Origin of the sequence: Arthrobacter castelli DSM 16402, assembly GCF_000430705.1 — a bacterium.
Classification (GTDB): domain Bacteria; phylum Actinomycetota; class Actinomycetes; order Actinomycetales; family Micrococcaceae; genus Arthrobacter_C; species Arthrobacter_C castelli.
The window spans coordinates 413,274-433,885 of record NZ_AUMN01000001.1 but is presented as its reverse complement, the minus strand read 5'-3'; the positions used below and the strand labels follow the sequence as shown (position 1 = coordinate 433,885).

Annotated in this window: 22 protein-coding genes; 9 read left to right on the top strand and 13 right to left on the bottom strand. The window is 63.7% G+C overall.

The genetic code is table 11. The features are described from left to right. Positions 1-27 precede the first annotated feature (27 nt). Positions 28-735, top strand: coding sequence for an MDR/zinc-dependent alcohol dehydrogenase-like family protein (locus H535_RS0102265; protein ID WP_035767968.1), 708 nt, complete (start codon positions 28-30; stop codon positions 733-735). Positions 736-1,887: 1,152 nt separating this feature from the next. Here the strand turns inward: H535_RS0102265 and H535_RS28210 are convergent. The 3 genes from H535_RS28210 to H535_RS0102240 form a co-directional block, all read right to left on the bottom strand. Next, positions 1,888-2,172 (bottom strand): ANTAR domain-containing protein, encoded by a 285-nt coding sequence (locus tag H535_RS28210; protein ID WP_245580119.1) that lies wholly within the window; start codon positions 2,170-2,172, stop codon positions 1,888-1,890. Further along, positions 2,173-2,772, bottom strand: coding sequence for a recombinase family protein (locus tag H535_RS0102245; protein WP_026818250.1), 600 nt, complete (start codon positions 2,770-2,772; stop codon positions 2,173-2,175). A 114-nt stretch (positions 2,773-2,886) separates the two neighbouring features. Further along, positions 2,887-3,522, bottom strand: coding sequence for a recombinase family protein (locus H535_RS0102240; RefSeq protein WP_026818249.1), 636 nt, complete (start codon positions 3,520-3,522; stop codon positions 2,887-2,889). 107 nt (positions 3,523-3,629) lie between these two features. Here H535_RS0102240 and H535_RS30320 point away from each other — a divergent pair, with 107 nt between their 5' ends. From H535_RS30320 to H535_RS0102225, 4 genes are all read left to right on the top strand, one after another. Continuing rightward, positions 3,630-3,809 carry a DUF4177 domain-containing protein gene (locus tag H535_RS30320; RefSeq protein ID WP_081416383.1) on the top strand — a complete coding sequence of 60 codons (180 nt, stop codon included), beginning with the start codon at positions 3,630-3,632 and terminating at the stop codon, positions 3,807-3,809. A gap of 91 nt (positions 3,810-3,900) precedes the next feature. Further along, a complete protein-coding gene (locus tag H535_RS0102235; RefSeq protein ID WP_026818248.1) occupies positions 3,901-4,533 on the top strand; it encodes a LysE family translocator in 633 nt (210 codons plus the stop codon). Between the two features lie 9 nt (positions 4,534-4,542). Next, positions 4,543-5,307: a spermidine synthase gene (locus H535_RS0102230; protein WP_026818247.1), complete on the top strand. Its 765-nt coding sequence runs from the start codon at positions 4,543-4,545 to the stop codon at positions 5,305-5,307. 99 nt (positions 5,308-5,406) lie between these two features. Next, on the top strand, positions 5,407-7,167 hold the full coding sequence (locus H535_RS0102225; RefSeq protein WP_026818246.1) for a glycoside hydrolase family 15 protein: 1,761 nt from the start codon (positions 5,407-5,409) through the stop codon (positions 7,165-7,167). Positions 7,168-7,228: 61 nt separating this feature from the next. On the opposite strand, the gene H535_RS0102220 is transcribed toward H535_RS0102225, so the two are convergent. Both H535_RS0102220 and H535_RS0102215 read right to left on the bottom strand, forming a co-directional pair. Next, a complete protein-coding gene (locus H535_RS0102220; RefSeq protein WP_026818245.1) occupies positions 7,229-7,558 on the bottom strand; it encodes a type II toxin-antitoxin system PemK/MazF family toxin in 330 nt (109 codons plus the stop codon). Further along, a complete protein-coding gene (locus tag H535_RS0102215) occupies positions 7,545-7,760 on the bottom strand; it encodes a hypothetical protein (protein ID WP_026818244.1) in 216 nt (71 codons plus the stop codon). Before H535_RS0102215 ends, H535_RS0102220 begins: the two co-directional genes overlap by 14 nt. Positions 7,761-8,031: 271 nt before the next feature. On the opposite strand from H535_RS0102215, the gene H535_RS0102210 reads away from it, so the two are divergent. Together H535_RS0102210 and H535_RS0102205 are read left to right on the top strand one after the other, a co-directional pair. Next, positions 8,032-8,373, top strand: coding sequence for a DUF488 domain-containing protein (locus H535_RS0102210; RefSeq protein ID WP_026818243.1), 342 nt, complete (start codon positions 8,032-8,034; stop codon positions 8,371-8,373). Positions 8,374-8,579: 206 nt separating this feature from the next. Continuing rightward, positions 8,580-10,475, top strand: coding sequence for a transketolase (locus H535_RS0102205; protein ID WP_051298361.1), 1,896 nt, complete (start codon positions 8,580-8,582; stop codon positions 10,473-10,475). A 124-nt stretch (positions 10,476-10,599) separates the two neighbouring features. On the opposite strand, the gene H535_RS0102200 is transcribed toward H535_RS0102205, so the two are convergent. From H535_RS0102200 to H535_RS0102175, 6 genes are all read right to left on the bottom strand, one after another. After that, positions 10,600-11,049: a Dps family protein gene (locus H535_RS0102200; RefSeq protein ID WP_026818241.1), complete on the bottom strand. Its 450-nt coding sequence runs from the start codon at positions 11,047-11,049 to the stop codon at positions 10,600-10,602. 98 nt (positions 11,050-11,147) lie between these two features. Beyond that, on the bottom strand, positions 11,148-12,263 hold the full coding sequence (locus H535_RS0102195) for an enolase C-terminal domain-like protein (RefSeq protein ID WP_026818240.1): 1,116 nt from the start codon (positions 12,261-12,263) through the stop codon (positions 11,148-11,150). Further along, positions 12,260-14,068 carry a thiamine pyrophosphate-requiring protein gene (locus H535_RS0102190; RefSeq protein WP_026818239.1) on the bottom strand — a complete coding sequence of 603 codons (1,809 nt, stop codon included), beginning with the start codon at positions 14,066-14,068 and terminating at the stop codon, positions 12,260-12,262. Before H535_RS0102190 ends, H535_RS0102195 begins: the two co-directional genes overlap by 4 nt. A 36-nt stretch (positions 14,069-14,104) precedes the next feature. After that, complete coding sequence (locus H535_RS0102185; RefSeq protein WP_026818238.1) at positions 14,105-15,751, bottom strand: GMC family oxidoreductase; 1,647 nt, start codon at positions 15,749-15,751, stop codon at positions 14,105-14,107. Continuing rightward, positions 15,748-16,368 carry a gluconate 2-dehydrogenase subunit 3 family protein gene (locus H535_RS23020; RefSeq protein WP_035767962.1) on the bottom strand — a complete coding sequence of 207 codons (621 nt, stop codon included), beginning with the start codon at positions 16,366-16,368 and terminating at the stop codon, positions 15,748-15,750. Before H535_RS23020 ends, H535_RS0102185 begins: the two co-directional genes overlap by 4 nt. Continuing rightward, complete coding sequence (locus H535_RS0102175; RefSeq protein ID WP_211236500.1) at positions 16,365-16,838, bottom strand: hypothetical protein; 474 nt, start codon at positions 16,836-16,838, stop codon at positions 16,365-16,367. Before H535_RS0102175 ends, H535_RS23020 begins: the two co-directional genes overlap by 4 nt. A 206-nt stretch (positions 16,839-17,044) precedes the next feature. Here H535_RS0102175 and H535_RS23015 point away from each other — a divergent pair, with 206 nt between their 5' ends. Then, positions 17,045-17,512, top strand: coding sequence for an SPW repeat protein (locus H535_RS23015; protein WP_051298359.1), 468 nt, complete (start codon positions 17,045-17,047; stop codon positions 17,510-17,512). A gap of 78 nt (positions 17,513-17,590) precedes the next feature. Next, on the top strand, positions 17,591-18,157 hold the full coding sequence (gene rsmD / locus H535_RS0102165) for a 16S rRNA (guanine(966)-N(2))-methyltransferase RsmD (RefSeq protein ID WP_026818236.1): 567 nt from the start codon (positions 17,591-17,593) through the stop codon (positions 18,155-18,157). A 38-nt stretch (positions 18,158-18,195) separates the two neighbouring features. On the opposite strand, the gene H535_RS27540 is transcribed toward rsmD, so the two are convergent. Both H535_RS27540 and H535_RS0102155 read right to left on the bottom strand, forming a co-directional pair. Next, positions 18,196-19,122, bottom strand: a complete 927-nt coding sequence (locus H535_RS27540; protein ID WP_155838488.1) for a hypothetical protein — start codon at positions 19,120-19,122, stop codon at positions 18,196-18,198. Beyond that, positions 19,119-20,582: a serine/threonine-protein kinase gene (locus H535_RS0102155; RefSeq protein WP_051298356.1), complete on the bottom strand. Its 1,464-nt coding sequence runs from the start codon at positions 20,580-20,582 to the stop codon at positions 19,119-19,121. The genes H535_RS27540 and H535_RS0102155 overlap by 4 nt, the downstream gene beginning before the upstream one ends. Positions 20,583-20,612: the final 30 nt, after the last annotated feature.

Below are 20,612 nucleotides of genomic sequence, written 5' to 3'. Positions count from 1 at the left end.
TTACTGTTCGCTGAAGAAGGGGAATGAATGAATATCTCGAAGCCTCCGGGTGCACTCTCCTTGGGTAAGAAGATCGCAGTCCTTGGGGTAACGGCGTTGATGGCTCTATCGACAGCCTCACCGGCTATGGCCGATGAGCCGGTTCCTAATTCAGGCAATCTCACCGAGGTTGCCCTCGGCACCACGACAAGCGTCACTGAGTACGATCCCAACTGCGTCGAGCAGGTTAAGGACATAGCTCAAAAACAGGGCATAGCCGACCCGAACCTGGACATATGTGAATTCACTATCACGACCACGGTTTCGGCCGGAAAGACTCCAACCCTAGCGGATATATGGTCAGACGAAGGTCTAAGCGCCACCGCCAAATCACAACTAGCGCAATCGGTGTTGGCCGGCAACAGAATCGTGACCAGGAACTGGATACAACAGGTGAACGGCGTGGCTTATCTACAGACCCACAGAGGCCGTGCCTACGCGGACGGTAATCGGGCCTGGTCCACGAACAGCTATCGCGGAGTGAGTGGCTATCACGCCTGCAACACCGATTACATTGTCGGTGGTGCCATAAATATGCAGTACTGCGGAGGCTGGTTCACCGGAAACAAGCTGGTCCAGCAACACCAGTTCACCGTCTCGGCATATTTTGAGGGATTCCCGGTCACCGTGTCACGCGCAATGACAACACACATTGGCGTTGGTGGCCGAGTCTGGAAGACTTGGAGGTACCTGTAAGTCGGCACACTCTATACGACTTCCGAGAGAGAAGGGAAAAATGAGTCAGCCCCTCATTGGTCACCCGCAACAGTACCTCAAGGATCCAAACGCGCCTATGGGAATCGTTGGTCTCATTCTGGCCTTTTTACTGCCACCGATTGGCCTTCCAGTCAGTATCGTGGCCAAACGACGGTCTACCGCAGATGGATTTGATAACCAATGGGCCACATACGGCCTTTACATCGGTATCCCGATGTTGGTCATGTGGTTCTTGGCCCCCGCTATCCCCGTAATTCCGATGAGCTGGTGAACATTAGATTAGGTAAGCGAAGGAAGTAGTGCCTGAAGGTCCTGCCGGTTCAATTCAACCGGCAGGACCTTCTCCTGACTCACGAGACTGGACCGCACAGCAAATCGCCAGACTTGTACAGCGTGCCTGGCACAACCGTCTATGGCTACCTCACCAGCAATAACCCCGGCTTAGCGCCATATCCTGTACGGCTGCTACTCAGACCCCCATTCGAGGCGAACCTCTTGCACATCGCTGTCTACGATGCACGCGAGGCAGGGATGTCGGTGCGAGAAGCGGCCACAGCTCTCCGCGTTCCCAAGTCCTCCGTCGCTCGCCATTGGCGCGAAGGGCATCGGTGCCCCGCCGTGCCGCCGGTGTGGGGCTCTCAAGCAGCCTGGCGCGAGGCTCACATGGCCGTGTGGGCTCACGATCCAGAGCAGCTGGCCGATGACTGGGTGCCTTACGAATGGGACGACGACGGTGAGTCCCGCACCGTTCGTAGACGGCCCCGTGTCAAGGCCCTCAAGACCGGGTGGCCAATCCAAGCGCCGGCGGAGTGTGCTGGCGGCATCTGTGGGCGCTGCCAGCGGTGCAGGCAGCGCAAGGAGCGAGAGCGCGACGGCGAGCAGTAACCGTGCACCAAAATGGGCCCATTGTGACCCGTTTTTCGACCAGTTCCAGTCGACGATGAGTGGACCATGAGCGATGCCGCGTCATGACAGGCGAAACCCCAATTTTCTGTGTCAGTTTCAGAAGGCGGCTGCACGGCCAACCGCATGAATTCGGGTCTTGTGCAGTCGCCTTTGGATATTTGGATGTCCAAACCCGCCTGCACAATGCTGCAATTTTTCCGGACCCGCCTGCGCAAACCTGCACCGTCAGGGGCAGGTTGCACCTGTCCGGCGCGTCTTTACAGTTGAATGTCGCCGGTGCGGGTGAGATGAGCGGCGACGTCGCGTAGTTTCATGTTGGGGTCTTGGCTGGGCTGGGATGAGGAAGGAAAACGCCTGCTCTGCGGTGATCTTGTAGCGTTCCATCAGGATACCTTTGGCCTGGCCGATGATATCGCGGCTGGCCAGGGCCTCTTCCAGTTCTTCGATCTTTCTGGCCTGGCCGCCAGTCACCTCGTCCACTTCGACCGTCCCGCAGTACTCAGCGGACATCTATGATCCATCGGCCATCACGGAGTCGGGCTGTCTTGGTGGCAGGTGGCGGTAGAGGCTGGACCGGGTGATTCCGGTCTTGTCCACGATCGCTGTGATCGAATAGCCGTTATTGCGCAGATGCTCGGCGTAAGCCAGCTTGGCCGGATCGATGACAGATGGTCTACCTACTTTCTTTCCCTGGCTGGTGGCCACCGCGCGGGCGTGGGCAGCACGCTCGATCGCGTAGGTGCGTTCCATCTGGCCGAACAGCGCCAGCATCACCAAAGCCAGTTGCGCCATCGGATCATCGGGTTTCGCGGAATCGACTTTGATGGGATCAGCGAGGTTGCGCAGACCGACGCCGCGCTCGGTCAAGTCATGGATCATGTTCAACGTATCGCGGACGGTCCGGCCGAGCCGGTCCAGGGTATGCACGACGATCACGTCACCGTCGCGGGCATAGTCCAAAGCGGCCGCCAACCCGGCCCGGTCAGTGGTGGACCCGGACTTCTTGTCCACATAAATGCGTTTCTCCGGGATGCCTTCGGCGCGCAGCGCATCAATCTGCCGCTCCAGGTCCTGCTTCGCCGTGGAAACTCTTGCGTACGCAATATCCATGACTGCACCGTACCGGAAGTTGGTTCTGTACGTGTCGGATGGCACGCCGTTGTCAATGTCCGAAGCTGTCTGCGCAAATGTCCACACCCGACTGCACACGCTTGTTTTGGGGCGTTACCGGCTCGATTTCGCCGGGTGCTTCGTGAGTACTTTCTGCCCGTCGGGGCGGAGCTCCCCGGTTGGAGAGACGTGGCGGTAGAGCGTTTGCCGCGTAACGCCGAGTTCTTTACACAGTTCGCCGATGTTGGTTTCGGATTGGCCCATGCCAGCCATGGCCAATCGAACTTTCGCGGCAGTCATTTTGAAGGGCCGCCCACCGCTTCTGCCTCGGGCGCGTGCGGCGGCGAGTCCAGCGGTGGTGCGTTCGGAAATGAGTGCTCGTTCAAACTCGGCCAGGGCGGCAAAGATACCGAACACGAGTTGGCCCGATGCCGTGGTGGTATCGATGGCGGAGCCCTCACCGGTGAGCACTTTGAGCCCGATGTTCCTGTCGGTGAGATCCTGGACGGTGTTCACCAGATGGCGCAGGTTCCGGCCCAGCCGGTCGAGTTTCCACACGACGAGTGTGTCCTCACCGGGCCGGAGTGCTTTGAGGCATGCGGTCAGGTGCGGGCGGTCGTCTTTCTTCCCGGAGGCGTGATCCTCGTACAGCCGCTCTGGATCGACGCCGGCGGCCAGCAGGGCGTCGCGTTGCAGATCGGTCGTCTGCGAACCATCGGCTTTCGAGACCCGCATGTAACCGATGAGCATGCCGCGACTCCTTGTCATTTATACGTTCGTTTACATGACAGCAGTCTCAAACGCACGGCCATCCGGTGTGAGTCGCAGCGGTAAGTGGCGACTCGCAATACAAGGTCATCAGGCACAATCCAAAAGGCCTGCTCACCAAAAACGTCACCACGACAGCAATCGATGAAGAATTGAATCGGCTCGGTCGTGAGGGCTGGGAATTGGTAAACGGCATCCCAGTGACGGGAGGCAGCTACATGACAAAGACGCTGGTGCTGCTCCTGAAGCGAAAGACCCGTGGAGAATGACGCGTGACGCGGTGGCGTAGCTCCCTCAGCCCGTAGCTGACCCACACTCAACAAACGCCGACGGTGCCGCCCGGGACGTAGGCTAAAGAAGATGCAGGATCTGGCTTCCTTCCTGGGCGTGTGCCTGGTGATCATTGTGGTTCCCGGCCCGGATTTCGCCCTGGTCGTGAGGAACACCGGACGGGGCGGCCGCCCCGCAGCCATCGCCACGGCGGCCGGTGTGATGACCGGCCTGACGATTCTGGCCTGCCTCGCGGTCGCCGGTTTGACGGCCGTGCTGCGCACATCCAGGACCGCCTACACGGTGCTCGCCGTCGCCGGCGGGATCTACCTGCTGTACCTGGGGCTCACGTCGCTGCTCGGGTGGTGGCAGATGCGTCGTGGCACGGTTCCCGCGGCGAAGCTGCAGACCCCACCGAGGCGCGGTGCCTTCTTCACCCAGGGGCTGATCTGCAACCTGTCCAATCCGAAGGTCGCCATCTTCTACGTGGCCTTGATCCCCCAGTTCCAGCTCGGACGGCTCGGCCCGTTGGAGAACAACATGGCCCTGGCCGCCATATTCGTGGCCCTCTCGGGAGCCTGGTATGTGGCACTGTGCTCGGCAGCGGGGCTGTGGGGTGCCTTCGTGCAGCGACCGCGGGTACGACAGTTCATTGCTTTGGCCAGCTCACTGGTGCTGTGTGCGCTGGGCGCCGCCGCCGTCGTCGGGCCGTTTCAGCAGTAGTCTGGAGGAATGGTTCCCAGCCGGCTGCTCCGATGGTCAGGTCTGCACGCGACAATCGATGAGGATGCACTGGTGCCCGGGGCCTACATTCTCAGCATCGGCGGGGCCCAGCAGTCGCATGTGAATCTGGCCGAACCTGCCGACGTGTTCTACGAGTATCTGCGCCGCATCGCCAATGTGGTCGACCTGGCGGCCCCGGCCGGTGCTCAAATCCGGGCGCTGCATCTGGGCGCGGGCGCGCTGACGCTGGCCCGGTATGTCGCCGCCACCCGTCCCGGCTCTGTGCAGCACGCTGTGGAGCAGGAACGGGAGCTGAGCGACTTTGTCCTCCAGCACCTGCCGCTGCCGACCGGCGCCGACGTGCACCATCACATTGGCGATGCCCGCGAGGAGCTGGAGCAGTTTGCCCCAGGGGCGTTCGACGTCGTGGTGCTGGATGTCTTTGCCGGACCTGAATCACCGCCTCATCTGACGGGCGCGGATTTCTATGCAGAGGCCGCCAAGGTGCTGGCAGCCGATGGCATTCTGGTGGTCAATGTTGGCGACGAGCCGCCGCTGTCCTTCACCCGCAGCCAGGTCCGCGCGTTGGAGCAGGTGGTGGACGACGTCGGCGCATTGGCTGACGAGCCCATGTTCAGTGGTCGCTACCCGGGCAACATCGTGCTGGTTGGTGTGAAACGCCCGTGGCCGGCCGAGTGGACGGCCCCGCTGCTGGCCGCCGGGCCGCATCCGGCCGCAGTGCGGACGGGAACGGATCTCGACCAGCTGCGCTGACCTGGCCTCCGGCGGCATGAACGGTGCCAAGCCTGGCCGGTGACGGGCCGGGTCTCGGCGGGGGTGGCAAGACGCGGGTCATTGTTCTTAGACTCAAGAATGACTGATTCCGTCTACGACTTGTACCCTCCACAGGTCCTGCGCGATTACGCGATGGTTGCCGACGGTGAACGAGGCGCGTTGATTGGTCCGCGCGGGGATGTGGCGTGGATGTGCGCTCCGCGCTGGCACGATGAGGGCGTGTTTTCCACCCTCATCGGTGGCACCGGGTTGTTCGCGGTCACTCCCACAGCGGAGCGATTCGTCTCCGGAGGCAGCTATAGCGAGGGCTCGCTGATCTGGAGCAACCGCTGGGTCACTACCGATGGCACCATCGAGTGCGACAATGCCTTGGTGCTGCCCGGCGACGAGGACAGGGCCGTGTTGGTGCGGCGCGTTCGTGCGCTGAAGAGAGACGCGCAGGTGCGGTTGCTGCTGGATGTGCGCGCCGGTTTCGGACGCCACGGGATGGCCGACCTGCACTCCGAGGACGGCGTGTGGTCAGGCAGCTCCGGCCCGCTCAATTTCCGCTTGACCGGCGCTCCGCACGCCCGACGGCAGGGCGAAGGGCATCTGGAGCAGCTGATCGAGGTCGCCGCCGACGGCTTCCACGATCTTGTGCTGGAGGTTTCCTCCCGGCAGTTACCGGCAGAGGCGCCCGGCGCTCAATATTGCTGGTCCGAGACCAAGGCGGCATGGCAGCAATCAGTGCCGAAGCTGGAGGACACGATCGCCGGACCCGATGCGCGGCAGTCCTATGCGGTGCTGCGAGGTTTGACGAGTTCGTCCGGTGCCATGGTCGCAGCCGCCACCACGTCGCTGCCGGAGCGGGCCGATGAGCGCCGCAACTACGATTACAGATACGCATGGATCCGGGACCAGTGCTATGCCGGTCAGGCGGTGGCGGCCTGTGGAAACTTTCCGCTCCTGGACGACGCTGTCCACTTCATCTCCGGACGGTTGCTGGAAGACGGGATAAACCTGCGGCCCGCCTATACGGTCACCGGCGGTGACGTCCCGGATGAAGCGAACCTGGATCTGCCCGGCTACCCGGGAGGTCGCGATGTGGTCGGCAACCGCGCCAACCGGCAATATCAGTTGGACGCGTTTGGTGAATCACTGTCGCTATTCGCCGCCGCGGCGGGGCATGACCGGATGGGACTGGAGCATTGGCAAGCAGCGGATATCTGTGTCGACGCCATCGCCAAACAATGGACGCAGCCCGATGCCGGGTTATGGGAACTCGACACCAGGCACTGGACACATTCCAAATTGATCTGCGCCGCCGGACTGCGCAGGCTTGCGGGCCACGCCTCGACGGCGACAGCCGCCCGGTGGTTGTCGCTGGCGGACCGGATCGTCGCCGAAACGTCCAGGACGTCGGTGCATCCCACCGGCTATTGGAAACGCGCGCCCGACGACGACCGTGTTGACGCGTCCCTGCTGCGTCCACCTCTGCGCGGTGCATTGGCGGCCACCGATCCACGCACCACAGCCACCATCGAGGCGGTCCGGGACTCATTGAGCAGCCAAGGCTATGTGTACCGGTTCCGCCAGGACGACCGGCCGCTTTATCAGGCAGAGGGCGCCTTCCTGCTGTGCGGGTTCGACATGGCCATGGCCGTCCACCAACAGGGCGATACCACCCAGGCGTTGCGCTGGTTTGAACGCAACAGGGCCGCCTGCGGCTCCCCCGGACTCTTCACCGAGGAATACGACATCGGGCAGCGTCAACTGCGCGGCAATTTCCCCCAGGCGTTCGTCCATGCGGCAATGCTCGAGTCGGCCGGATACCTGGCGGGCTCACCGGAGCCCGGGTGAGAAGCAGAGTCCCTATTTCACCCTATGTCGATCGACTTGTGAGAGGTTGCCGCCTCCTCGCTCACAGCCCGAGATACGTGGTGATCTGGCGACCGAGACGACCGATCTCATCTGTGGTAAGCAGTCCACGCCGTGTCAGCAGTCGACTTCTGGTCACTGGTTGGAGGGCGGTGACATCGGCGTAGGGCTCCTCGTATCGGGTTAGCCCGGCGTCAGCGGTGAGCGGCACGTGGGTCTGCTCCGGTCCTGAAGTGCCGGTCACTGGTACTACGGCGACGTGACCAAGCCGAACGTTCAGCGCGTTGACACTGAGCACGACCGCAGGGTGCATCCCGAAGTCATCGAAGTCAACGTCCCACACCTCGCCACGAAAGGGTTCAGGCAGTGGCATCGCGTCGTTCACTCGCCGACGCCGGCCGGACGCCGATGGGCAGGGGCGGCTCGCTATTGCCATAGAAATCATCGACGCTACGTGCCATACGCTCCTCGGCCGCACGCCGGTGCAGCAATTCCAGCGCTTCAAACGGAAGCATCTGGCCATTGCGCAGATGAAAGCGGATCCAGATGTGCCAGCGGTTGTGGTGTTCAAACACCCCCGAGATCTGGATACCTGGCTATCAAATGTACACCAGTCGAACACGACTGATGACGCCGATTGAGGCCCCTTTGCGGATTTCATCTAGTCTCGATGGCGACGCCGGCTTCGTCTTGCCAGGAATATGCCGCCGAAAGCGACCAGCATCACGACGGGCATTGTCCACGTTCCATCTTTCCAGGGCGAGAAACCTAATAGGCCTGACGATCTACACAGTGGCGGTTCAAGGGCCATGGACTGGACCAACGAGGGTGTTGTAGACAGGACCTATGGCTGTAAAGATCAAGCGGATATACGAGGCGTCTGCATCCTCGGATGGCCACCGGGTACTCGTGGACGGGGTGTGGCCCCGCGGGATGAAGAAGGAAGACGCCACCATTGATGACTGGCTCAAGGAGATTGCGCCCAGCAAGGAACTGCGGCAGTGGTTTGGCCATGATCCGGACAAATTCGGCGAGTTCAAGAAGGAGTACAAGAAAGAAATCCGCGGCAGCGAGCAACTGGACGAACTCCGCCGACTGGTCGAGCAGCACGGGACAGTGACGCTGCTCTACGCTGCCAAGGATGAAGAACACAACCAGGCCGTGGTGCTGCAACAGTATCTCTCCTGACCACAGCTGTCCTGACCTCCTGACCATCCGGGAGGTCTTCGACCGCAGGCACCCTTCGCATTCCCGGGGTGTTCCATGCTTTCCGGTCGGGGCTGTGACCGTATGCCCACCGGGCGTAGGGTCGATAGTAGACGAGACTTGGCCGCGCCGCGGCCGAGTGTCCTGAGCTTGAGTCGTTAGCTTCGCTCGATGAAGGAGGCCATCTGATGACTGCAGATTCCGTCAAGAACTCCGCTACCGCCACGTTGGACCCGCAACAGGCCGAAACTATAGCCGATCTGGCTGCCCAATTGCGCGTCGATTCGATTCGGTGCACCACCGCTGCCGGGTCGGGGCACGCGACGTCGTCGCTGTCGGCTGCGGATCTGATGTCGGTGCTGCTGACCAATCACCTGCGCTATGACTGGGAGCATCCCGACGCCGCCACCAATGATCACTTGGTCTTTTCCAAGGGCCACGCCTCGCCGCTGCTCTATGCCATGTACCGGGCCGTCGGGGTCATTGACGACACCGAACTGATGGACACCTACCGGCAGTTCGGCGGGCGGCTGCAGGGCCATCCCACCCCCGTGCTGCCGTGGGTCGATGTCGCCACCGGTTCGCTGGGGCAGGGTCTGCCCGACGCCGTCGGCATTGCCATGGCCGGCCGCCACCTGGACCGTCTCCCCTACCAGGTCTGGGCATTATGCGGCGATTCCGAACTGGCCGAGGGCTCCATGTGGGAGGCATTGGACAAGGCCGGCTACTATCAGCTCGGCAACCTCACCGCCATCGTCGACGTCAACCGCCTCGGCCAGGACGGCCCCACCGCGTTCGAATGGGACATGGAGCGATACGCCGCCCGGGTCGAAGCCTTCGGCGCCCGGGCCATCGTCATCGACGGCCACGACGGGGCCGCCATCGACGCGGCAATGAGCGAGGCGCGGGCGGCAACCGACACCCCCACCGTCATCCTGGCCAGGACCGTCAAGGGCAAGGGAGTGCCCGACGTCGAGGATAAGGACGGATGGCACGGCAAGCCCCTGCCCGCCCACATCGCCGACCCGGCCATTGAGAGCCTCGGCGGCCATACCGATCTCCGCGTCACCACGGCCCTGCCCGAAGCCGGCACTCCGGCGATCACCCCGGATCCGGACGCCGGCGTCAGCCTTCCAAGTTGGAAAATCGGCGAGTCAATCGCCACCCGGGCAGGTTTCGGTGCAGCATTGACCGCGCTCGCGTCACGGCCGGAAATCGTCGTGCTCGACGGCGAGGTTGGCAATTCGACCAAGGCGGCGGAATTCCAGGAGGTCTGCCCCGAACGATACTTCGAGATGTTCATCTCCGAACAGCAGATGGTCGCCTCCGCCGTCGGCATGTCGGTGCGCGGTTATATCCCCTACGCCGCGAGCTTCGCCGCGTTCCTGGTCTCGCGGGCCCATGACTTCATCCGGATGGCCGGCGTTTCGGAGGTCGACATCCGCCTGGTCGGCACCCACGCCGGCGTCGAAATCGGCCAGGACGGGCCTTCCCAGATGGCCCTCGAAGATATCGCAGCTATGCGCGCCATCCACACCTCCACCGTGCTGTACCCGGCCGACGCACCGTCGACGGCGCATCTGGTGCAGGCGATGGCCGATACCGACGGCATTTCCTATCTGCGGGCGACCCGCGGCCCCTACCCCGTGCTGTACGGGGTGGATGAACGGTTCCCCATCGGCGGTTCCAAGGTCCACGGCGCCACCGATGACGACGTCGTTGCACTGATCGGCGCCGGAGTGACTCTCCATGAGTGCCTGGACGCGGCCGCGCAGCTGGCCGACGAAGGCATCGCGGCACGAGTGATCGACCTGTATTCGGTCAAGCCGCTGGATGTGCCGACGCTGTTGGACGCCTGCCGGGCCACCGGCGGCCGACTGGTCACCGTTGAGGACCATTACCCGGCCGGAGGCCTCGGCTCGGCCGTGGCTGAAGCCCTGAGCGATCAGCAGGTGCCGCTGAAGCTGAAGCGGCTGGCAGTACAGTCGCTGCCCACCTCCGGCAGCCCCGCCGAACTGCTGGATGCAGCAGGCATTTCGGCCACTCACATCGTCGACGCCGCCAGGAGCCTCGCCGCCGACTGACCAGGGGTGCCGTCAACTGGTTTCGTGTTTTTGGCTGAGTTGTAGGGTGAGAATATGTAGTATTCGATCAGCGCTTCCATGACACGCACGCATGGAAGCCGACGGCGCGACCGAGCCTTGCCGGTCAGGGTTGCATCTTTTCGGCACTGACCATCCAGGCATATTGTTCAAGTTTCTCGATGAAGCCGTGCAGAATGTCCGCCGTCGTCGGGTCCTCGCCGTCCACCTGATCGTGAACATCGCGCATGGTGCTCACCGCCGTCTCCAGGCGCTCGGTGATCAGGTCAACCGTCGCCGACGTCGACACCTGGCCTGACGGATACAACGGCAGACGAGTGGTTTGGGCAACCGTCGCGGAGCGGCCGTCCGGCACGGCGTGCAGGGCACGCATGCGTTCGGCAATCTGGTCGACGAACTCCCTCACGTCGGCCACGATCTCGTCCAACTGCAGGTGAAGATCCCTGAAGTTGGTCCCCACGACGTTCCAGTGGGCCTGTTTGCCCTGCACATGCAGCTCCACCAGGTCCACCAGAATCATTTGCAGGTTTGAGCTCAACGTCGTCGATGCCTTCATAATTATTCTCCCTTGTCTTTCTTAGTCTTTCTTGGTCTTTCTTGATGGTTGATCTCGTCTGTTTCGTGGCAGGCGGCTGCGTGTCCGGAACCGCGGACTCAAGCCACCTGATACGGGGCCGCATCATCGGTTCGCAGCGTCAGCCCCAGCCCCGGGGCGTCAGGATCGGGGCGCACCGCTCCCCCTGTGGGCGGCAGCGTGCCGTCGAACAGCAGGTTCTCGATCCGCACGTGGTCATGGAACCACTCCAAGTGGCGCATGTTCGGGATCGCTGCCGCCGCATGGGCATGCAGATGAGGCGCGCAATGGCCGGATACCTGAAGTCCGTGGGCGGCGGCTACGGCGGCCGCCCGGAACCATTCGGTCATGCCCCCGCACCGGGTGGCGTCCACCTGGAGGCAGTCCACTGCCCCGGCCGCGCACATGGCCTCGAAATAGAACAGGTCGAATCCATACTCTCCGGCCGCGATATCGATATCCACGGCCGCGCGGACTTCGGCCAAGGCTTCCAAATGGTCGGACGAGACCGGTTCCTCGAGCCACACCACGCCCTCGCCGGCCGCCGCCCGGGCCACGCGGACGGCCTGTTTGCGGCTGTAGGCACCGTTGGCATCGACATAGAGTTCGGTCTCGTCGCCGACGATCTTCCGTGCCTGGGCGATCCGTTCCAGGTCGCGGCCCTGATCGCTGCCCCAGGACTGACCGATTTTGATCTTGACCCGTGGCATCCGCTCAGCCTCTACCCACCGGGTTAATTGGCGGCGAAGCTGGTCGTGGCTATAGCTGGTGAAGCCGCCGCTGCCATAGACAGGAACCTCTGCCCGCTGCGCACCGAACAATCGGTACAGCGGCTGGTCGAGGATCCGCGCCTTGAGATCCCACAAGGCCACGTCGACGGCGGATATCGCGTATCCGGCGATTCCCTGCCGGCCCTGATTCCGGACGGCCCTCACCATTGCCTCAAAGCTGCCGCCAACATCCATCGCGGTCCGCCCGCCGACGACGCCGGCGAGAGTGTCGCTGACGACGGCGGCGCACGCAGGCGGGCCATAGGTCCAGCCCAGACCGGTGTGCCCGGCAGCCTGGACCTGGACCAGAACCATCGTCGTTGACGACCAGGCAAGGGTCCCGTCCGCTTCCGGAGCGTCGGTCGGCACGGTGTATGCCGAGGCGTGAACACCATCGACCACCGGGTCCGATGCCGAGGAGGTCATTGCGAGTCCGAGTCCCTGTGCGGCAGGAATTCCTGGGCCTTGGTCTTCACACCTTCCTTGATGACTCCCCATCGATCCGGATCGCCCTTGATCAGCGACATGGCCGTGTCTTTGGCCTGCGCGTACGTCGCGTCCGGAGGAATCGGCGGCATATCCGGGTCGACGTAGACGTCCAGCAGGGTCGGCCGGTCCGCGTCCAACGCGTCCGCCCAGGCCTGCCCGAGGTCCTCGGGGTCATCAATGGTCTGCGCCCGCAGCCCGATACTCTCCGCGAAGGAGGCGTATGAGACCTCCGGCATGCGCTGCGACTCGATGAACTTCGGCGACCCCTCGGTGGCGCGGATTTCCCACGTGACCTGGTTGAGGTCGTTGTTGTGCAGCACGCAGATGATCAGCCGCGGGTCGGACCATTCCTCCCAGTACCGCCGGATGGTGATCAGTTCGGCCATGCCGTTCATCTGCATGGCGCCGTCTCCGACCATGGCGATCACCGGACGGTCGGGATGGGCGAATTTTCCTCCGATGGCATACGGTACGGCCGGGCCCATCGTGGCCAGGGTGCCGGAGAGGGATCCACGCATGTTTTCCGTAAACTTCAGCTGGCGCGCGTACCAGTTGGCCGACGACCCCGAATCCGCTGTCACGATGACGTCGTCGGGCATCCTCTTGGACAGTTCGGAGAAGAGCCGCAGCGGGTTGATCGGTTTGCCGCCGACGTTGGCTTCGGCTTCCATCACTTCCCACCAGCGGTCCACATTCGATTCGATCTGTTCGCGCCACTGACGGTCTTCCTTGCGCTGCAGATGCGGAATCAGCGCCTGCAGGGTGGCGGCCGCGTCACCGACCAGGTTCTCCTCGTAGGGATAGCGCATGCCGATGAACTTGCCGTCGATGTCGATGTCAATGGCGCGCGCCTGGTCGTATTCGGGCAGGAACTGCGAGTACGGGAAGCTGGAGCCGACCGTGAGCAGCGTGTCGCAGTCGCGCATCATCTCGAAGCTTGGCCGTGTGCCCAGCAGTCCGATAGCGCCTGTGACGTACGGCAGGTCATCCGACAACACGTCCTTGCCCAACAACGCCTTGGCGACGCCCGCCCCCAGCAGGTCGGCGACCTGGTCCAATTCACGGCGGGCGTCACGGGCCCCCGCACCGGCCATAATCGCCACCTTCTTGCCCTCGTTGAGGATCGCTGCAGCCCGTTCGACGGCGTCCGCATCCGGCACCGCGGTGGGCAGGTTGATCCCCAGGCTGGAAGGCACCATCTTGAATGCGTGGGTCGGCGGCGAATACTCGGCTTCCTGGATATCCAGCGGGATGATTATCGCCGTCGGCGCCCGTTCACTCAGCGCCACCCTGATGGCCCGGTCAAGGACGTTGGGCAACTGCTGCGGGCTGTTAACCATGTGGACGTACTCGCTGGCGACATCCTTGTACAGGCTGACCAGGTCGATTTCCTGCTGGTAGGAGCCGCCCATCGCGGTACGGTTGGTCTGGCCTACGATCGCCACTACCGGCTGATGATCGAGTTTCGCGTCATAGAGGCCGTTGAGCAGATGCACCGCACCCGGCCCGGAGGTGCCCATGCACACACTCACCTGGCCGGTGAATTTGGCATGTCCGACCGCTTGGAAGGCACTCATTTCCTCGTGCCTGGACTGGATGAACCGGGGAGCGTCCTCCTCTTCGGCTTCGGACCAGGTCGACACGATCCCGTTGATGCCGTCGCCGGGGTAGGCGAAGACCTTATCAATTTCCCATTCCCGCAGGCGCTTCAAAAGGTAAGCAGCGACTGTTTGATTAGCCATTTCTTGTTCCTCCTTTGAATGCTGTGTCCGCAGTGGCTACGTCTGAGCTGACTGAGCCTGAGCGGACTTGATCATCCCCTCAGCTGCGCGGGCCGCCACGGCCATGATGGTCAGGGCAGGATTGGCGCTTCCCTGGGTGGGCAGCACACTTCCGTCAGTGATGTACAGGTTCGGGACCGCAAAACTGCGGCAGTCGGCGTCGACCACACCGTGACGTTCGTCGTCGGCCATCCTGGCACCGCCGACCAGATGGGCGAACCGCTTGATCGTGATCGTCTCGGCGGCCCCCGCCGCACGGAGCATCTCTTCCATGGTGGTCTGGGCCGCGTCCAGCAGTTGACGGTCGTTGTCGCACATTGAGTAGGAGAAATTGGCGACCGGCAGGCCATGCTGGTCGGTCTGCGGATCCAGCGTGACCCGGTTGTCGGCCTGCGGCAGCAATTCGCATAAGGTTCCGAAGCTGGCCCAATGCACATAGTCGGTCATCCGGCGTCGCAGATCGGCGCCCCAGTGGCCCTGGGCCGTGAGATGTTCCGACCACGTCACCGGCAGCGGCGCGACCGTCTGCAGCGAGAAACCGCGCTTATAGGGCTTGGAAGGATCCGTTTCGTAGAAATCCTCGCAACTGACTTCCGGCGGTGGTGCCTTGTACTTCCTGATCTCCGACTCAAACCGCCCCGAGGTCTGCGCGGCTCCCTGGACCATCAGATACCGGCCCACCTGATCGAAGTTGTTGCACAGTCCATCGGGGAACAGGGCGGAGCGTGAATTGAGCAGCAGCCGGGGGGTCTCGATGGAGTATCCGGCCACCACCACCGTACCGGCCCGCTGGAAGTGTTCGACGCCGTCGCTGATGTAGTGGACGCCGGTGGCCTTTCCGGTCCTGTCATCCACCGCAATCCGGCTCACCATGGAGTCGGGGCGGATCTCAGCGCCGTGGGCCAACGCATCCGGAATATGGGTAATCAGCGGGGAGGCCTTGGCGTTGACCTTGCACCCTTGCAGACAGAAACCCCGGTAGATGCAATGCGGACGATTGCCGAACCGGCCATTCGTGGTCGCCACCGGGCCCACCTTCGCCGTCAGGCCCATCGCCTCGGCGCCGCGTTGGAAGACTTCTCCATTACCTCCCACCGGGTGCGGCCGGTGGGGGTAGGAATGCGGTTTGCCCCAGGTCCAGTGTTCGCCGGCTACGGGCAACTCCTCTTCCATGTCCTGGTAGTAAGGCTCCAGATCCTCGTAGTTGATGGGCCAGTCTGCGCCGACCCCGTCCAATGTGGCGGTCTGGAAATCGCTGGGGTGAAAGCGCGGCGCGTAACCGGCGAAATGAACCATCGACCCGCCAACGCCGCGTCCGGAATTGTTGGCGCCCAAGGGCACGGGGTCCGTCCCGGAGATCACCCGTGGGTCGGTCCAGAAGAGATCATGCGATCCCGCCTCGTCACTGACCCAATCGGTATCCGGATCCCAGAACGGCCCGGCGTCGAACCCGACGACCGAAAAACCAGCCCGGGCCAACCGCTGGATCACCGTGGCCCCGCCGGCACCGCAGCCGACGACCACGACGTCGACCTCGTCGGACTCCGCATAGCGGCGCATCTCGCGGCGCTGGCGGTGGTTGGTCCGCGTACCGTCTGTGGGCAGCAGCCAGGCCGAGTTGTTGCGGTCCCGTACCCGGCTCACTGGTGCGGCACCGGGCCTTGTTCCGGGTGCTCCTGACCGACTTCAAAGGACTCGCGCCGATTCATCCCGATGTTCTTGTACCCGCGAGGGTACGCCGGACCCGGGAAGCCGATTTCGTTCCAGGCCCACGGGTGTGAATAGAACGCGGCACACACATACCGCATCCACAAGTTCCAGACTTCGTCTGCCCGAAGACCATGCCACAGCCCGGAGGTCTTCTGGATACTGGTCAGCACCTGCGCCTGCTGGTCCAATGAGCACGTGGGAAAGTCGGTTCCGTGTGCTTCGTGCGCATCCGCATCGAGATTGCGCAGCGATTGCTGCCAGGTACGCCGGTCCGGAGGAAGATCTGCGTGGTGCCACCCGTCGGTCCTGTTGGCGGCCAATCGGGTCTCGATCATCTGCACCACCGGTATCCTGGGGTCCTCGTGCTGGCCGGTGAGCTGGTCGCACAGCGTGGCGGCGACAGCCCGCTCGCTCAAGCTGAAGAAAGAGTCCCCGTCCGGCGGCTGGAGCCGGGACTCGACAAGTTCCCGGGTGACCTGGTCCCAATGTTTGGCCTGTTCCATCACATCGAAACCGGGGAATCGAGGATACGGTATTGGACTCTTCGTCACTGTTCCCTCCGTAATATCGAGGCGAGCAGCCCCATGCCACCGACCATTGTCACCAACAACGGGGCGAACAGGGGCGGGCCCATTTCCATGTTGTAGCGAAAGTTCTTCCAACCGCCCGGCTTTCGCCGGATCCCCCTGCCGTGCAGATACAGCCCTTGCAGACCGTTTGCGACGATCAGGGTCGAAGCGATCGGCAACGCAGTCTTGGCCATCCGCTGGCTGCAATAGCCAGCGATTCCCGCCGCCGCGCCCACTGGCCCGGCGATCACCGGAAGCCACATGTTCTTGTTGCCGAAGCTGGCGCTGTCGTGTTCGAAAAAGATCTCGGCGGACGTGACCACAGCTCCGGCGGCGGTCAGCGCCGAGAGACTGCGTTCAAAGCGGCCGGCTTCAATGTTCCGGATCATACGGTCGATGCCATGCAACGGTTCCGCGGCCGGAGACGTGAACTGCGTGTGACTGGTCAGCATACTTACTAGACTAGGCACGGCCCTTGGCGAAGTGCAACGAATCCCGCCAACCCTGCACACCGGATGATGCCCGCCCGGCGTGGACGACATCCGCCCGGCCCGTGCGATGCCCGCGTGGAGATGACCTGCCGCCCCGATCATGCGTGTCGGGGCGATGATTGACCACCCGTGCAAGGCGGCGTAATCTCAGCATCAAGGACGTCAGCATGCTTATTTCCATCGGGGCGCCCCGGGAAGGAAGCACGCACGGCGGGTACTGGACCGGGCAGCTGATCGGAAGGACAGTGATTTCGGTGAAGGCGGCATGGCGGACATGGCAGAACTGGGTTGGCGTAGTCGTTGGTGTTTATACGGCACTGTGCCCGATTTGGACCCCCGCCGAATCCATCGCCAGTATGGCGTTGATCATCGGTGGATTGCTGATCGCGATCGCGGGGATTTTCGCGCTGGGAACCCCGGTGGTGCTCATGATGGACTGGTTGCAGGCCGCTATGGGCCTGGGACTGTTTATCTCCCCGTGGCTCATGGTCTTCAGCGATGAGCTGGCCGCAGCTGTCACGGCCTGGATCGTCGGCGCGATCACGCTCGTGGTTGGCCTGCATTCCACCATCACGGTGCAAAAGGACATGAACCGGCAAGCGAAAACCCGCCCACACAACTACCCGGTCACCTGATCACCGTCCCCCGCCCCGACGGCGTGGCCGAGACGCGTCGGGGCGTACTGCGGTCCCTCGGCGCGTTACGCTGGTTTCATGAGTCGCATCATCGCTGGGGCCGCGGGCGGAACAAGGTTGTATTCGGTCCCCGGTGACGGGACACGTCCGACGACGGACCGGGTCAAGGAAGCGCTCTTCTCCAAGCTGGAGTCGTACAACATCATCCACGACGCCCGGGTGCTGGATCTCTTTGCCGGTGCCGGGGCCCTGGGGATCGAAAGTGCGAGCCGGGGGGCCCACGTGGTCCATTTGGTGGAGATGAACGCCCGCGCTGCAGCGGTGTGCCGCCAGAACGCGGACCTGACGAACAAGACCTTGGACAAGACAGCAGTCAAGGTCCACCACGCCAAGGCCGAAAGCTTCCTGCAGCATGAAAGCGCCGGCAGATGGGACCTGGTCTTTATCGATCCGCCGTACGATCTCGCCCAGCGCAAACTCGCTGCAGTCCTCGAACTGCTGGTGCCGCACTTGGCCGAAGAATCGGTGGTTGTGGTGGAGCGATCCTCACGCACCGCCGAGCCGGAATGGCCCGACGGGCTGGAGTGGTTCTCCAGCAAGAAGTACGGCGAGACCCAACTTTGGTTCGCGGAGCCGTCCTACTGACCCGCTTTCCCACTGGCCCGGGTGGCCACGTCCAGGCTTCACCCCTGGCCGGGAACGCCCGGAGCATCAGCACTGCTGCCTTGGCTGGAATTACCCAGGTTGCCGGTGTCTCCAGTGCCGGAGGAGCCGTCGCCCCCGCCGGGAGGCGTTGGGCCCGGATTGGAACCGCCGGGACCGGATTCACCCCCGCCGGGCGCACTGCCGCCGCCGGAGTTGCCCGGATCACCCGAATCACCAGGACCACCGGAGTTGCCGGCATCGTCCGAATCACCGGGCGCTCCGGAGTTGCCGGTGTCATCGGAATTGCCGGGGGCGGGATTGCCAGTGTCACCCGAATTGCCGGGGGCGGGATTGCCAGGAGCACCGGAATTGCCAGGTGACTCACCGAAACCGTTGCCCTCATCGCCCGAACCGGCACCCGGGCTACCGCCGACGTCGGCGTCGTCAGTTTCTGTCTGTTGCTCGTCAGGCTCTTCCTGCTGCCGCTCCGGCGCCGAAGGGGACTCAGCGGGGCTGTCCTCGGCCTGATCGGGTCCTTCCGGCGAAGGTTCTTCGGTCTCGTCGGTGCTGGACCCTCCGTCGGCCGGGGTGCCATTGTCTTCCGGGACGGGATCGACAGGAACGGAAGTGGCCGGATCCCCCGGCTGGTCGTTGCCCTGCCGGCTGTCAATCTTGGCCTGAAGACCCGCTGCCACATCCTCGATGGAGGATTCGATCTGTTCCCGCCGCTGGTCAGGAACGGTTCCCTTGCTGTCGGCAGCTTCCAATTCCCCGCGCAATTCGCGCAGGGCCTCCAAGGCCTTGCCGTAGTCGCCGTCGGCGGCCAACTGGGTCACCGTTTGCACGCTCTGCTGAAGTTCGCCGGCGGCCGCATAATCGGAGGTGCCGCAGCTGGTGAGAAGAGCGAGGCCGACGGCGCCTGCCGCGGCGCCGCGCAACGCAGTCCGGGCGTTGTCCAACATCAAGGGTTAACACTCTCCTGCAAGTTCTCCAGATGCCTGCCGAGTTCGCCAGGCACCGGCGGGTAGTCGATCGGCGCCGGGGTGGCGCCGGAATCGAGCGACAGATACACAAGTATGCCTGCGGCGATGACCACTACGGCCAGCACCAGCACCACGATCGCCCATTGCCCGGCGCTCGGCCCCCGCCGCCGGGTGCCACGGCCACCGTCATGCCGCGCAGGAGCCTCTCGTTGCGCGCTTGTCCGCTCTCCGACTGCGGCAGCGCGGCCGGTGGGCGCTGCTTCTGCTGAAGCGTCCGCTCCGTCCCGCTGCCCCGTTGATTCACCGGCGGAGTTGCCGGAACCAGCAGCACCTACTGCCGGCATTTGCGACGTCGGCGGCCCTGATTCAGCCGAGTCGGCTGCCGCGGGATCAGCCGCAGCACCACCGGCGGCGGCAGCGGCGGACCTTTCGGAACCTCGCCGCGACGTTTCCGTCTGCCCCGTCGACGGAAGCGCCTCCGTCTCCGGGTTGAGGCTGTAAGCCGCCCCGAGGGCACCAGCGCGGGGGCCGGAGCGCAGCGCTGCGGCTATGGCGGACGCGTCCGCGCGGGCACCCGGATCACGCCGGGTCATTGCCGTGAGCACTTCGGCCCAGCCTTCGCCCAGCCAGGACGGAATCTGCGGGTCACGCTGCACCCGCGCGGCGGCCGACGCAATTGCCGGACCTGGGAATTCCACCTTCCCGGTGAGGCATTCAAGCAGCACCAGCCCGAGCGAGTAAATGTCGCTGGCCCTGGTGATGGACAGCCCCTGGGCCTGCTCCGGACTGAAATAGGTCGCTGTTCCCAAGGACTGTCCGGTGGCGGTCATCCGGGCGCTGTCCACCAACCGGGCGATGCCGAAATCAGTCAGCTTGGCGTGGCCCTTCCGCTGTGGCCCGGTCCCGTCGCCGAGGAGAATATTGGCCGGCTTCACATCGCGGTGCACGATGCCGCGTTCGTGGATATAGGCCAGGGCGTCGGCCAGCCCGGCACCCATATCGGCGGTTTCGTCCGGGCCGATGCCGTCGTCGTCGTTGCTCAGATCCGCCCGTTGCCGGGCGCGGTGCAGGTCGATCCCCTGTATCAATTCCATCACCAGGTAGGTGCGCGCTTCCAGGGAATCGGTGTCCGTCACGGCATCATAGACCATCACCAGATTGGGATGGTTCAGCCCCGCCAGCACCCGCACTTCACCGCGCTGCCGGTCCAGTTCCGTTTGGTCGGCAACGTCCGAACGGAAGAGCTTGACGGCCACAGCGCGGCCCAGCGCCTGGTCCTGTGCCTGGAAGACCGTCGACATCCCGCCCTGGCCCAGCCGCTCGCCGAGCCGGTATCGACCGCCGAGCACAACACCGCCCCCATTGGCGCCGCTTGTTCGCGGCGCTTGGTGCGCCGCGGTGCCGGTACGGGAATGGCCCGACTCGGTCCCATCGCTGTTCATGTGTCCAAGTCTAGCCAATGCCGGAGGCTG

What these genes read in the sequence shown, in the direction of transcription:
- H535_RS0102205 (WP_051298361.1), top strand. Translation starts at nt 8,580, where the DNA reads ATGACTGCAGATTCCGTCAAGAACTCCGCTACCGCCACGTTGGACCCG.
- H535_RS0102245 (WP_026818250.1), bottom strand. Translation starts at nt 2,772, where the DNA reads ATGGATATTGCGTACGCAAGAGTTTCCACGGCGAAGCAGGACCTGGAG.
- H535_RS0102195 (WP_026818240.1), bottom strand. Translation starts at nt 12,263, where the DNA reads ATGACCTCCTCGGCATCGGACCCGGTGGTCGATGGTGTTCACGCCTCG.
- H535_RS28210 (WP_245580119.1), bottom strand. Translation starts at nt 2,172, where the DNA reads ATGTCCGCTGAGTACTGCGGGACGGTCGAAGTGGACGAGGTGACTGGC.
- H535_RS0102240 (WP_026818249.1), bottom strand. Translation starts at nt 3,522, where the DNA reads ATGCTCATCGGTTACATGCGGGTCTCGAAAGCCGATGGTTCGCAGACG.
- H535_RS0102230 (WP_026818247.1), top strand. Translation starts at nt 4,543, where the DNA reads ATGGTTCCCAGCCGGCTGCTCCGATGGTCAGGTCTGCACGCGACAATC.
- H535_RS0102155 (WP_051298356.1), bottom strand. Translation starts at nt 20,582, where the DNA reads ATGAACAGCGATGGGACCGAGTCGGGCCATTCCCGTACCGGCACCGCG.
- H535_RS0102190 (WP_026818239.1), bottom strand. Translation starts at nt 14,068, where the DNA reads ATGGCTAATCAAACAGTCGCTGCTTACCTTTTGAAGCGCCTGCGGGAA.
- H535_RS0102210 (WP_026818243.1), top strand. Translation starts at nt 8,032, where the DNA reads ATGGCTGTAAAGATCAAGCGGATATACGAGGCGTCTGCATCCTCGGAT.
- rsmD (WP_026818236.1), top strand. Translation starts at nt 17,591, where the DNA reads ATGAGTCGCATCATCGCTGGGGCCGCGGGCGGAACAAGGTTGTATTCG.
- H535_RS23015 (WP_051298359.1), top strand. Translation starts at nt 17,045, where the DNA reads ATGCTTATTTCCATCGGGGCGCCCCGGGAAGGAAGCACGCACGGCGGG.
- H535_RS0102200 (WP_026818241.1), bottom strand. Translation starts at nt 11,049, where the DNA reads ATGAAGGCATCGACGACGTTGAGCTCAAACCTGCAAATGATTCTGGTG.
- H535_RS0102265 (WP_035767968.1), top strand. Translation starts at nt 28, where the DNA reads ATGAATATCTCGAAGCCTCCGGGTGCACTCTCCTTGGGTAAGAAGATC.
- H535_RS0102175 (WP_211236500.1), bottom strand. Translation starts at nt 16,838, where the DNA reads ATGCTGACCAGTCACACGCAGTTCACGTCTCCGGCCGCGGAACCGTTG.
- H535_RS0102235 (WP_026818248.1), top strand. Translation starts at nt 3,901, where the DNA reads ATGCAGGATCTGGCTTCCTTCCTGGGCGTGTGCCTGGTGATCATTGTG.
- H535_RS0102220 (WP_026818245.1), bottom strand. Translation starts at nt 7,558, where the DNA reads ATGCCACTGCCTGAACCCTTTCGTGGCGAGGTGTGGGACGTTGACTTC.
- H535_RS0102225 (WP_026818246.1), top strand. Translation starts at nt 5,407, where the DNA reads ATGACTGATTCCGTCTACGACTTGTACCCTCCACAGGTCCTGCGCGAT.